This is a genomic window from Arthrobacter burdickii (assembly GCF_030433645.1).
In the GTDB taxonomy this organism is placed as follows: Bacteria; Actinomycetota; Actinomycetes; order Actinomycetales; family Micrococcaceae; genus Arthrobacter_D; species Arthrobacter_D burdickii.
The window spans coordinates 232,224-245,071 of record NZ_JAROCG010000002.1 but is presented as its reverse complement, the minus strand read 5'-3'; the positions used below and the strand labels follow the sequence as shown (position 1 = coordinate 245,071).

The window sequence follows — 12,848 nt, the reverse complement described above, 5'->3', positions numbered from 1 at the left end:
GTCTCAGGTTATGTCCATCTATCGACAAACTAGACCCCCCATGCCGAGTGCACTTCTGCAAGATCTAGGCAAACGGACCTCCTTGTAGCGCCTGTGTCAACAAGGAGTGAGAAAAATAGTGAAGCGCAGCAGGTTGCGTACACAAAACCCGCTAGAAGGATTGGTTGCTCTCGCCAGCGCAGCACCGACGGCTTTCGCGAACGCTCACGCTAGAAGGGCACTCGGCCACGCCCCCAGCTACGGTCCCAGTTCCCCGCGTGCCCTGTGGCTTGCGCCGCGCTGGAAGCAACGCGCCCTCTATGACTCAGTGAAGGATGCCGCGGCGCTGTCGAACATCGGTTTCCGTCTGGCTCGCTTATCGGTGTTCGACACCATTGAAGGAACGACCTTCGCTTCGCTCCTCGACGGAAGTGCCACGATCTCCCCTTCCTCGCTGAGGCAGTACGTTGAGGGACGGTTGCTCTGAGGTCGGCTTCATCATGCCTGGCGAAGGAACGCTGCGAAGCGAATAGGACTGCTTCGAGTGCAGCCGTTGCGTTGGGGCACACCAGTAGGTCTACCAATGACGAGGGCAAGACAGCCCCGCGACGCACGAGGTGAGCCCTGAGACCGATGCGCCGAGGCCTACGGAACACGAGCCGCTTGAACCTCAGTAGCACGCAGTCCGCGGGACGACTGAGAGCCAACCCCTTCGCACAGAGACTGAACGACGGGAAGCATCATCCGCGCACGGGCAGCAAGGAAGTTGTCGTAATCACGAACAAGCTTCTCGCCGTCGGACTCAAGGTATGGGCCCGCTTCGGCCAGCTCGGCGTACGGAATAAGATGGGACGCAAAACGAGCACGTACCGCGTCCTCTCCCATATCCGCTCGGCTTACCCGATCCTGCAGATACTGCAACGGGGATTTATTGGAGATGTTCCGATTGGTACTCCACGAAATGAGTGCGCAGTTGAGAGCCCGCATAGTTTTCTGCTGCTCCGCCTTGCCGATCTTCAAAAGCAAGCTATCCGGGAAAAGGTGGTGATACTCCCGTTTTGAGAGATTACCGGCAGTGACGGTCTGATCATCGGCAATATCGCGCGCGCCCTCGCGAAGCGCGACGGCCAGAAGTCCTCGAGCGAGAACTTCCCTCCCTCGCGGCCACGCGGCACCTATAAGATCGTCCTCGGTTGGTAGCGGAGTGACTTCCTCGTCGAAAATCGGAGCAGTCTTCCAGTCGCTCTCCTCACCCAGAAGTAGGCGCCGCAGCCCGCGGTAATCCTGCAACGCTCTCGTCGACGCTGACTGATCGTAACGCCGTGTCAGAAACGACCTCCAAAGATAGGCTCGTAAGAGCCGCCGCGCGTTGCCTGCTTCGTCCAGGGATGACGGAAAGTACTGATGCAGCGCCGCAATGATCGGAAGCGACGCCACGGAGGGAAGCCTCTGTGCGTCATAAATCCGTTCCGCGTCTAGCATCTCGATAGCCCACTTGATGCCGGCGATGATCCGGTCCCAATCGCCTGCAACATCACTGATGTTCATTCGTTGGTAGCTACGCTGATTCGGTGCTCGGTCTGACCTCAAAGCAGCACAGTCAAGCGCCAGTGTTCCGCCATCGATGTATCGCTGGAGTGTAGGCACGGCAGCATGAAGATCCTCGACAAGCTCGTGCAAGGACGATCCTGTTGCCTCTTCCAGCTGAGCGACAACGATATCGAATGCTGACAACCGCACGGAGGACGTATTCATCTTGATGAAGACATCCAAAGCAACATCCTTGGGCGTCTCCTCGGGGAGGCTTAGATAAGGGATGTTGTATTGGGATACATTGGTGGCCAGTTCTTGAACTCTGAGATTGAGCTGCCAAGCATCCTGGAAGTTTCCATCCGTAGCCGTGAGCGCCCACTCATTGCGCTGATCGTTACCCAACGGGTTGAGAAGCCGCAATGGGATGTAACCACGTCGGTGCACCTCAATAGGATCTTCACACCACAGAGGGTAGAGCTTTCCGCCCCTGTTCCACCGGTACTGACCCAGCACGCGCGGCGCCGGCTGCGATCCTTCTTCGTCGTCGTTCTCAAACCGGACGAAGTATGTGCGGTTCGAGTAGTTGTCGTGCATCGCCCGCCACAACGCCGTGAGTCGCTGCTGACCATCAAGGAGATGTTCGGTGACTCGGTCCCCGGGCCGAAGTGCGGGTGCCGATTCGAGCTCTCGACTGGCGAAGGGTTCTTCCGCTCCCACCTTCAAAACAAGAACCGCGCCTGCAGGTAACTTGCGCAGAACAGTCTCCAGCAAACTCCCTACCTCGTTGTGACTCCAAGCCTCAAATCGTTGGAATCGCGGCAGCCGGAGACGTCGTTCGGCCACCGAGGTGAACCAATCCTTCAAGGGTCTATTCAACGCTTCCATGAGCTCCCCAGTCCTACTCTGTTTCGTTCATACCCTGCCCATGATCTTTCCCGAGTGTATCCGCCATCCAACATCTCATTCCGGCTCCTACCAACGTATTCGTGTCTCCACGTCCGAGTCGGTAGCTGAGCATGCAACCTCATGACATCGAGTTTGATCGGGAGGTTCCGTAGAACTCGTATCATCGAGGGATGAACGATTCCCTCTTCGACTTCGGGTCAGCAGACACGGACAACCCTGAGCCGGCACCGCTTGCCACCCCAATCCGCGACGAGCAGGTTGATGCGATCCGAGAGGCGTTCGCAAAGGCCTCAATCAACGACCAGGACCGGCGGAAGGAAATCGTCGAGAGTGCGGCGCTGCGTGAGGTGACGTCCTTGCGTGAGCTTCAGGCCCACGAAGCCAGGCGGGTGTTGCAACGGATTAGCGAGAGCGCCGCAACCACATCACGGTCCGCTGGAGGTTCCGATTGGGACCTCCGCGAAGAGGATACGTGGATCGATAAGCTCTAACTTAGGTCGAGAAACCCTCGCGACGCCACGTTAGCGGCCGCGTCGTAGTCGGTCATCCGCTCTGCCACTGTCCGCATAGCCAGTTCCGGCGGCAGCATCTCAAAGAACTTGAGCTGCCTGACAGCGCGTTCGTCGACTGTCGGTACAACTCCGCGGAAGTCCGGCCCGAACGCTGACTTGGCCGCGCTCACGGCCGACGCTACAGCACTGGCAGTTGCGTCGCCTCGAAGAGCGATTTGCCAGTTGTCGTAGGCCGTCGTGGTGTCGAACAGCTCCGGCTGCACGGCAGAAAGCGCTGCTACCAGAACTGCGTTGCCCCGTGCGCCAGCCCACGTCCACCACCGAACCCGACTTCCTCCTCCGGATCCGACGACGGTGCGCGCCTCGTCCACTCGATTCGAGTAATCGTCCCGAAGTTCGGACAGCATGTTTTGGGCCCTCGTCGTCGTGTGGACGCTCTGAGGATCTGCACCAAGAAGGGCACGCCTGATCGCGTCGCAGAGGGCAAAGGAGTAAGGCTGAGGCATGCTGGCCCATTTCACGACACCCCCCTGGGTCGATGGTTCGACGTATGCCCGCCGCCGTTTCCAATCAACGTAAGTCACTTCCCACGGTCGTCCGCCGAGGGTAATCAATCGGGGACCTTCCACTTTTCTCTGCAAAAGCATGGGGTCCACCGCCCCCACCTCCTGGCGACCGTGAAGAATCAGCACCTGCGGATCCGCGGTGAATACGGCCATCAGGTCCCTGTAATGAATGCGGCCATACCGCTTTTCGGCCTCAGGACCGGCGAATAGCATGCCGCTGTCGGTGTCCAGATGGCCTTGATCGAGCAACCAATCTCTGATCGACGTCCACTCTTCCGGCGTCGCTAGTTCCAGCCCTCCGAACCATCGTTGCCATAGGTTGTCACCCACCCGTCGTTCCTGCAGCGTCAACCCGAGCATTTGCTGCGCGGCCACATGTCTCGGTGACAGTGGCGGTACCACAGGCTCGACGTACCCTTCCGACCAGAGAAGAAGGAGACCGGTAGCGCGAAGGAATTCGGGTTCATCCGTGGCGAGAAACAACATATTCCTCGTCGTGTCAGCGCGCCGTCCTGTTCGCCCAAGCCGCTGCAACAAGGAGGCAACAGTTCGGGGCGAACCAAGCTGAATAACTCGGTCGAGGTCGCCCACGTCAATGCCAAGCTCAAGCGTGGAGGTAGAAACGATAACGCAATCCCGCCCGACGGCGAACGCAGCCTCTGATCGGCGTCGAGTGTCGAGAGACAGCGACGAATGAGACACGTGAGTTTCTACGTCCCGATCTCGGAGTGCTAGGGCCAGTTCTTCGACCACACGCCTGGAATCAGCGAATACCAGGCGTTTCTGTCCCCTGTGCAGAGCTGCAACAATCTTGGCCGCGTTAGCGGTACTACCGACGTAATCAAGGTCCATTATCGGGGTGGGGCCGGAACCACCGTCGGGAGCGACAACCACGGCGGGCCTCCCCCTGCTCCCACCCTGCAGCCAATGCAGCAATTCCGGGGCGTTGCCGACCGTGGCGGAAAGTCCAATCCGTTGCAGCGGCTGGCCGCCTAACTTCGTGATTCGCTCTAGGACGCTAAGCAGGTGCCACCCGCGATCGTCTCCGGCGAACGCGTGGATCTCATCGACGACGACGGCACGAAGACTAGCAAAGAAGCGTTCTGCATCGGTGGTAGTGGAGACGAGCATCGACTCGAGCGATTCTGGGGTGGTGAGCAAGATATCGGGCGCGTCCAAAAGTTGCCGACGCCTGACTCCCGCTCCTGTGTCTCCATGCCGAACAGAAGCTGTTCTGCCAAGCCAGGAAGCGTAACCGGCAATCCTGGGTTCCAAGTTGTTCAGCAGCGCTCTTAATGGGCAAACATAGAGCACTGATGTTCCCCGCCACTCCTCAGAGGACATGCGGGACAACAACGGGAACATGGCGGCTTCCGTCTTGCCTCCCGCTGTGGGAGCCAGCAGCAGTGCGTCATCCCCCCGAAGCAGCGGTTCTACGGCCTCGTCCTGAAGCGGGCGCAGCGACGCCCATCCGAGAGAATTCGCGATATGATGCTGCACCGCTGGACTCAGCTGGTCAAAGCCGCTCATGCGTTAGAGCTCCAACTCGATATCGTTAGCCGAGAGGCCACCGGCGTTCTGCTCCACCTCGCTCATGTCCTCCCGCGACAAGGTAAGCGAGTAATGTCGACGGGGCTCGAAATCCTCGAACTGGTCGACCCGGTCGAGAACATCCCCCACCAACTTCTTCAAGAACAGTCGAGGGGCAATACCAACTCGCCCCCCGAGTCGACCGGCCACCCCTGTCGCCAAGTCGCTTACATAATCATCATCAACTAGAAGATTTATACGGTTGGACGACGGGCTTCCGACCGAATATAGATCCCGAACCCGCTTGCCCAGCTCAACGAGTGAATCATGACTGAAACCAGCCAACCGAATCTGGACTGCACGAGGATTATCGAATCGGCTGTCTGTGGCGAAATCAGTGGCGAGCCGCTGCGCCAACGGTGGAAGCCTCGGCACTCCGGAGGGGCCGTCAAAGAAGGCCGGGGTGCCAGTCATGACGAGGTAAAGACCGGGGAATCGTCCTGAATCCACCTCGTCCATGAGTTGCCGCAAAGCGTTGAGCGCTTTGTCCCGCACATCCCCACGGACCCGCTGCAGTGTCTCCACCTCATCCAGCACGACCAAGAGGCCCGGATGCCCGGCATCTCGAAGGACAAGGAGCAGTCCCTGCAGGAACCCGAGTGCACCGAAATGGTCGAGGTCCCCGCGCACACCTGCGGCTCGCTTCGACACTGCGGAGACGTGCGGCTGTCCTCCCAACCACGCAGCAAGAGCGTCAGCTGTCGGTGCGTCCCCACCTGAAACCGCTGATCGGTAGCCCCGTAACGCCTGCGCAAATGCGGGGGTTTTGGCACTGACTGACGCCAATCGATCGTCCAAGAGACGCGTGGTTGCTTCCTCCAGCGCGACGCCACCAGCCTCAGCAAGTCCCGGATCTGCCGCTATCGCGTCGTCCTCTAATGTAAAAAGCCACGCGTCAAGGATTGAACGGAACGCGCTTGGCGCCACCGACGCTGTCCGCAATGATTCAGTGATGCGTCGGTACACCGTCTCGAGTTTGTGGAGGGGGGTTTCTGTCTCGGAGATTTGCACCTCAGCAGTGGCGAATCCGCTTTTCAGTGCCAGTTCTGCCAAGTACCGCGCAAAAAATGTCTTGCCGGTGCCGTACTCTCCGCGGACTGCCTTCACGGTTGCTCCGCCTGATGCCACGGTGTCGAGCTCGTCGGCCAGAGCACCCTGGAACCGGTCAAGCCCTACGGCCAAGAGATCGAGCCCGTTAGCCGGAACTGTTCCTCGGCGCAGAGCGTCGATGACTTCTCGCCGCCGTCGGGGTGAGACTTCCGCGCTCATCCGGCGACTCCGAATTGTTCCCTCAGCAAAACGACGTCGAGGACAAGCATGCCACCGTCAACCCGTACGACCGCATACCCTTCGACATTGAGCAGCTTTTGCAGCTGCGCCACGGCACCCGAAAGCCGCGTCGGCGGCACTCGAAGTGCAATGGCGGCGGACGCCAACGGCAGTCTGGTCCCCACAGCAGAGGCTGCCGCGTCCAAAATAGATCTGACCTGTACGTCGTCCAGTGAGATTCGGCCTGCCAACTTGCGCTGTGCAACGTAGGCAGCCGATGTCACAACACGCTGGCCCACGCTCGAAGGAGTACCGCCGGGCGCTGGAGGAATGGTTTCTTCCAGTTCAGAAAACAGGTCCGGTCCCTCGTCCCGCTTCTTTTTGCCCCTAGTTCCGACGAGGACTGATTGCGGGAGCCGCTCATTGGACGCCAGCGCCCACCAAAGTGGCTCCTGAGGGGGTGCCAGCTTCCAACCCGCAAGCTCCCCGGAATCTGACATCGTGGCTTCCGGCGCGATCACGATCAGAGGTACGACCACCTCGGCGGGCGACCCGCCGCCGTGATAGCCCGCCTTCAACGGCCCATATCGTAGACCTTCGTCGACGGCGAGAATTGCCCGGCCGCCGTGATCCAACACCCGGGTGCCGGCAACGAGTACTTCGTCTTCGCTTGCAGGTCCGACCGCGGGACGTGACCGTGCGCTGGAAATATCGGCCGCCGCGCGCTGGGTACCTGCCCGTCGCTCAACGACATGTCCGTGGTCTGCAGTCAACATCACGGCGCGGCCAGCGGCAAGGGCACTCGCCAGAAGTGGCCGCAGGTGGCGCACTGCTTCGTCAGTCCATGAGATACCAGCTGGGTCGCTACGATCCAGCGCATCGTCAATTGAGTTCAGTACGCACGCCACCAGAGGAAGCTCGCTGGTATCAGCGATCGCGGCCGCAATGTCATCGGATAGCAGGAATCCCGGCCGTGATGAGTCCAATGGCTTCTTGTGGAAGAGCCGCGCCCCAGCCAGTCCCGCGGCCTTGGCGACTGCTGCGAACCCAGCCTGTTCCTGGGGTTGCGAGCCCGACACGAGCTTGCCGCTGAGAAGCGACGTCCGGCTATGTTCGGTCAATGTGGGCAAGACCGCGAGGCCACAGGCCCGTTGGCTGGTACCTTGGGCGATGATCTCAGCCCAACCGTCGGGGCGGGCCAGAATGCTCCTCACCACTTGCGTTGCCACGCCTGTGCTCATTCCATCCAGGACAAGCAGAAGGGTGGGGTGTTGTTGAGCCAGCTTGGCTGCCACCTTTGGAACAATATCCTCGATCAGCCAGACAGCCCCGTTGTCAGAATTCCCAAGGGAAGAGCCGCTTAGATCGGTCGCGGCGGCGAGACAACGGGCGAACTGCCTGTCATGAGCCGTACGCCGCTCTTGAGCCTTGACCACCGTCTTTTCAATAGCACGCGCCAGAGCGGCATCATCTGTACCTTGCGCGGCAGTGTTCACAGCGGCGTCGACCCAGGAGTCGACAGCGCTCTGACGCCGTACCAAGGAAGCAAGATCCTCTTCAGAATCATCGTCGGACGCCAGCCAACGCTCCAAGCGGACCGCTGCTTCGAACGGCTGCAACCGAGGATCTGCGGTCCCATCCAGAGCGGGTGTGTTCAGCGGATGCTTCCCCACTGAATCCCACGCTGCCTCCACGTTCTGGAGCGGACCACCCATCGCTTGGGCTAGTTCCCGATAACACTGTGTGAGAGAGGACGGCAGTAAGTAGGAGTCGCGGGCAAGTGCGTCGGCGCCGGCCTCAGTGAAAATTCGGTCTGCAGTCCCAAGGGCCGTGTAGCCGGCACGCCAGCTTTCCGAACGAGCCAGCATGTCCCGGACGACTCCGTGGCAGGTGGCGCCGAACGCCTGCAGCTCTGTTGCGGACACGGACGTGCCGGACCAACGGTGTTCGAGCCGCGCCAGAGCAAGTTCAGCCTGGCGACGGTCTCCTGCACCGTCAACTTTGGCGGACACCAGGATGTGGAGTACGACGCCGAGCGGCAAGGCCTGCTCCGGCTGACCTCCGGTGAGTAGCCGCAACATGGGACGCTGGCCCTCGCCGAGCCGGCCCGCTAGCCATCGGAGAACGGCCTCAGCCAATGCATCTCCGGCATCACGCCGGAGGTCGGCGATTGTCGCCGCTGATCCAGCGCGAGATGCCCACGCCAACACAGCGAATGCATCCATGCTGTGAAGCGGCATCCCGAGTTGTTGGCTCGCAACCGAACCGAGCGCGTGATCACGGGAGAGAACTCCTGCCGGCGCCGCTGGCCAGCCCTCCTCGGGCGCGATCTTGAGCAAGCCGTAGGCAAGCTCGGCACGGTGACCCTCGCTGAGCAATGCGCGGTCGAGTGCCGTTGCGTCGAAGCGCTGCTTCACGGCGTCCCATGGATCGGGATTGCGCAACTGTTGCCACACGAAGTGTGCCAAGATGCCAGGGCCCAAGTCGCTTTCATCACGGTCAGTCAGGATCACGAGCCAGTCGGCGTCCCGATGCTCACGGAGCGCGTCCCGGACCGCCAGCGCGGAGACGCAAGGTACGACGTCAATGCGTTGTCCCTTGTCGGTCAGAGTTGCCGCGGCTGCTACCTCGGGTACCGCCCGGAGCCCAATCACCCCGCCCTTGCGGCGTCCATCCGACCCTCGTGCCTTCGCGACCATGGCTTGAATCGCGGCCCTCGTGACTGAGACGGCCGCAGGCGCCTCAGCACTCACTCGACGACCCGCCATTGAACCTCGACCTTGCGCTTTGACTCGAGAACTTTCGCTAGTTCCGCTTCCAGCGCGCTGAATCCACCGTTGTCGGTCAACTCGATCTTCGTCCAGCGGTTTGGACTAGGCCCGGGACCCGGTCCTGGTCCCGGTATCGGCCGGGTTATGCCGTCGGAGACCCATTTGAACCCGTCATTTTCGGCTCTCCGCAGGGCTGCCACAGCGGACTCTGCCAGTTCGTGACGGCGGAGGGCACCGCGAAGTTCATCCAAAATCCGGAGTGCCGAAGCCGCCCTTCCATCAGGTCCAACACTTCCCTGCTTCAGCGGATCGAGCCGATCCCAAGGAAATTCCTTAATCGCTTCGGCGACAATTCGGGCGCTGGAGAGTGACCTCGCAGTTTCCTCGTCGCTGCCGGGCAGCTCTACTCCTGCCAGATGGCGGATGAGGACGACACCGTTTTGGTCCCGCAGCGTGCCAACGAGGACAGAGGCACGCCGCGCAAGTTCTAACCGTCCGGTTTCTCCAGCAATCCCCAGGCGGGAACATGCGTCGTCCAGTCGGGCGACGACGTCCTGCGAAGGCTCGTAGAGCGATCTCGATTTCTCCCGAACGTCACTGGCAAGGGCGGCCACCGCGGATGGTGTCAGGTATGGGCGATCCGGCGCACCGAAGATAATTGATGCGCGCTTACGCGCTACATTCCATTCCTCGAGCGAGGGCATCGGCTGCGGACGCAATTCCATTGCCGGCTGTAGCGTCCCCGGCAGGGGAGTCCCTGATAGAGGGGCGCCGAAATGAAACCAGGCTCGCTGCCGTAGCAATCCCCAACCGAGGATAACCAGGTCGGAAATTTCAGGCCGCAGGCCCTGAGGTGGCTCGACATCGTCGATCACCGCCCGAAGCTGTGCGACGGTGACGGGACCAGCTTCGTCGACTCCGTTGCGCGCCAGACCGCGGACGAGCTTCGCTCCCCAGTCGCCGAAGCGGTCATCTCCAAAGAGAAAATGTGTTTCAGTGGCCTCGCCGACGCGAAGTGCATTGGCAACACGACGGACAGCCCTTGTGTCTCCTTCCAGCGGGACTCGATGCTCCGGGTCTCCCGCTGCACGCTCCAAGTGAGACAGCACCGCCCTGAGTTCACCCGGTCGGACTTCCGCGTCCACCGGCTCGAAACGGGGATGATCGGGGTACAGCGCGTCGAATGCCTGGGCTGCGAGCTGCTGGAAGGCGCTTGCAAGGCTGGCGCCTACCGGAGGTGCTGGCGCGAATCCCGGGTCCAGTGACCACAACACCTGTCCGGTACCGCCGTCATCCAGCAGCGCTCCTGGTTCGGCTGAAGACGCACCATAGGCCTGCTGGACGAGGCGCAACAGACTGTCGCGCAGGGAGCTGTGCTGAGCCTCAAGGATATTGCGCGCTTGGGCGCGGTCTACCTCGCCCAAATGGTCGGCATGACTGGTCCAACGATCTCCGCTACCGCTTAGGAGCCAGTCGAGGATAACCAACCTCCGCAGATCTTTCAGACGCTCGGCGGAGAGAAAACGGGGCACCCACAGCACGGTCCGGGAGGTGAAATTGCGGGATCGGAGTGAATCAATGCGCTGAATGTCTTCGAGTAGGGAATGTCCCGCCTCATCAAAGGGGTGGTCGATGACGAAGCGCCACGCACCGGCGCCGGCCTGTAGCCGATCTTCGGTGATATCTCCCGCGTCACGGATATTGCCAAAGACGATCTCGACCTCGCGTCGCGAGCCACGCCAGGTAATCATCAAGCGGTGTGCACCACTGATATCTGGCGAACCCAGGTCCACCCCAAGGCTCTCTACAACGAGTCCACGCAGGAGTTCACGCTGTCGTCCGGCGTTATCCTCGCCCTTGGCCCGTTCAACTATCGACTCATAATCCACGTCGGAGAGCTGGACCCGGATTACCGGATTGCGGGGGTCCGCGTCGACATGAATTTCTGGAACATGCCGTGCCCATTCCCGAACTTTCGAGAGCACGACGCCGGCCTCGCCGCCGCGCAGCGGCGAGACGATGGATCCATGATTCAGCGACGCCAACCGCCCCGCGGTTAGACCCTTCAGGGCCGGCACCTTCGGTGCCACCGCCGACAGCAGAAGTGTTCGGGCTAGACGGTCGTCGGCGCGGTAACCGCTCGTGACGCGCTCGGGGATATCAAGATCCGAGGGCACGAGCCCGTGGACGCGAAGGATGAGGGGTTGGAGCTTCTCTTGGTACAGCTGCGTGGCCGAGCGGAAGAGTGCGGCTGCCTGCGGGTCCAGTACCGCGTCGCCCTTGCCTCGGACGATGTACTCGAATGAATCGCCCACAGGGATGACGTCATCGATACTCAGCGTATCTCTGCGGTCTACCAGCATCTGCTGCATAACCTTCAACGCAGTCCGGTCTCGCTGCATGACGCTTGCCAGGAACCGCAGAGTGGACACGAGCGCTGGCGAGAATGGGTAGGTCATGCGGAACGCGGACTCGTCGGAGCCTCGGTGCTGGTCGTCGGCATTCACCCCGTCTAGCAACACGTCCCAGACGGACGGCGCGCGGTCCAGCCGGGAGAAGGCGTCTTCGACCGCATGACGTGCCACATCGTCCTTGGGCTTGAGCAAGCGGCGGCTCGCCACATAGGGCAGGTTGTCGTCGCCGAGGACGATCGTGGAGAAGCGACCCTCCTGGTGGCGAAACGCGCGGTCCAGGGCTTCCTGCTCGCTGCCGCTGGCCCCCGAGTCTGCAAACCAGCGACGAAGATCCATTTGTCTGGCGACGAATGAGATCAGCGGGGCGGGAAGCCTGCTGTAGGTACCCTCAACGAGCTTGGTCAGCTTCTGAGATTCACGGCGGAAGAACTCGGGAGTTTGCATGGCGAATGCAAGCCAGAGAACGAGTTCGTCGAGAAAGAGGACGACGGCGTCGTACCCCAACGCATTGGCATGGTTCGACATGGCTTCCAGCCCGGTATCCAGATCCACATACTCGGCATGCCGGGCGTAGGACTGGAAGTAGGCCTCCACTAAGGCACTGACCAGTTCTTGGCGTTCTGCGCTTTGTGGTGCGGCCGCGCGGGCGGCGTCGTAACGGGCGCGGTCCCATGAGCTGGAGCCGAGAACGCCGGCCCATTCGTCATCACCGGTTTGGGAACCGAGACCTTCAAAAAAGGCGTCATCGCCGAGCCGCGTCCGTAGGCCATCGGCATCGCGCAGAAGAGCTTCCGAGGGAAAGAACGCGGGCAGCGGAGCTTCAGGATGAAGAGTCTGAATCTGCTTGATATAGCTCTCGAAAAGCTCCTGTTCCATCGACTTCGCGTCGATGAAATGGAAGGCCAGTGGAAGGATCTTTTTATTCTGCAAGGCCGGGTCGTGACGAGCAACGACGGACTGCAGCTCCGGCAAGGAGCGGGCATCGGGGTTGTGCCGCAGCAGTGAGTGGAGAACGGCCATGAAGTGTGATTTACCGGAGCCGAATGAACCAGCCAGGAATGCGCCGCGGTTGATTCCAGTCTCCAGCGCGTTGCCGACGAGCCCGAGTGCGGCGTCGAAGGCGTCGGCAATGGCGGGGGTTACTACGTAGTCTTGGACCGCGTGTCTGGCACCCTGACCGGACACGCTGTCGGTGAGCCGGAGTACATAATCCTCACTGCCGGCGCGCTCCGGGATGTCGAAAACGTCCCTCAACAGCATTGACGTCATCGCTTCTCCTTCATGGGTTCCTGCTCATGGTTGCTCTCG

The 12,848-nt window shown here is 61.1% G+C and carries 7 protein-coding genes; 2 read left to right on the top strand and 5 right to left on the bottom strand.

Annotation, left to right across the window (positions count from 1 at the left end; genetic code table 11):
- Positions 1-106 precede the first annotated feature (106 nt).
- Positions 107-466 (top strand): DUF7255 family protein, encoded by a 360-nt coding sequence (locus P5G52_RS18380; RefSeq protein WP_435868707.1) that lies wholly within the window; start codon positions 107-109, stop codon positions 464-466.
- 158 nt (positions 467-624) lie between these two features.
- Here the strand turns inward: P5G52_RS18380 and P5G52_RS15730 are convergent, their stop codons facing one another.
- Positions 625-2,376: a DUF262 domain-containing protein gene (locus P5G52_RS15730; protein WP_301229253.1), complete on the bottom strand. Its 1,752-nt coding sequence runs from the start codon at positions 2,374-2,376 to the stop codon at positions 625-627.
- A gap of 212 nt (positions 2,377-2,588) precedes the next feature.
- On the opposite strand from P5G52_RS15730, the gene P5G52_RS15725 reads away from it, so the two are divergent.
- Positions 2,589-2,909: a hypothetical protein gene (locus tag P5G52_RS15725; RefSeq protein ID WP_301229251.1), complete on the top strand. Its 321-nt coding sequence runs from the start codon at positions 2,589-2,591 to the stop codon at positions 2,907-2,909.
- Here P5G52_RS15725 and P5G52_RS15720 read toward each other — a convergent pair.
- Genes P5G52_RS15720 through P5G52_RS15705 form a run of 4 tightly spaced genes read right to left on the bottom strand, consistent with a single transcriptional unit; the run spans position 2,906 to position 12,809 of the window.
- The gene (locus tag P5G52_RS15720; protein ID WP_301229248.1) at positions 2,906-5,026 is read right to left on the bottom strand and encodes a DEAD/DEAH box helicase; all 2,121 of its coding nucleotides are present in this window, start codon (positions 5,024-5,026) and stop codon (positions 2,906-2,908) included. The two genes, P5G52_RS15725 and P5G52_RS15720, sit on opposite strands and share 4 nt — an antisense overlap.
- Positions 5,027-5,029: 3 nt before the next feature.
- Positions 5,030-6,355, bottom strand: coding sequence for a BREX system ATP-binding protein BrxD (gene brxD / locus P5G52_RS15715; protein ID WP_301229246.1), 1,326 nt, complete (start codon positions 6,353-6,355; stop codon positions 5,030-5,032).
- Complete coding sequence (gene pglZ / locus P5G52_RS15710; RefSeq protein ID WP_487246898.1) at positions 6,352-9,123, bottom strand: BREX-2 system phosphatase PglZ; 2,772 nt, start codon at positions 9,121-9,123, stop codon at positions 6,352-6,354. Before pglZ ends, brxD begins: the two co-directional genes overlap by 4 nt.
- Positions 9,105-12,809, bottom strand: coding sequence for a DUF6079 family protein (locus P5G52_RS15705; RefSeq protein ID WP_301229242.1), 3,705 nt, complete (start codon positions 12,807-12,809; stop codon positions 9,105-9,107). The genes pglZ and P5G52_RS15705 overlap by 19 nt, the downstream gene beginning before the upstream one ends.
- Positions 12,810-12,848 lie beyond the last annotated feature (39 nt).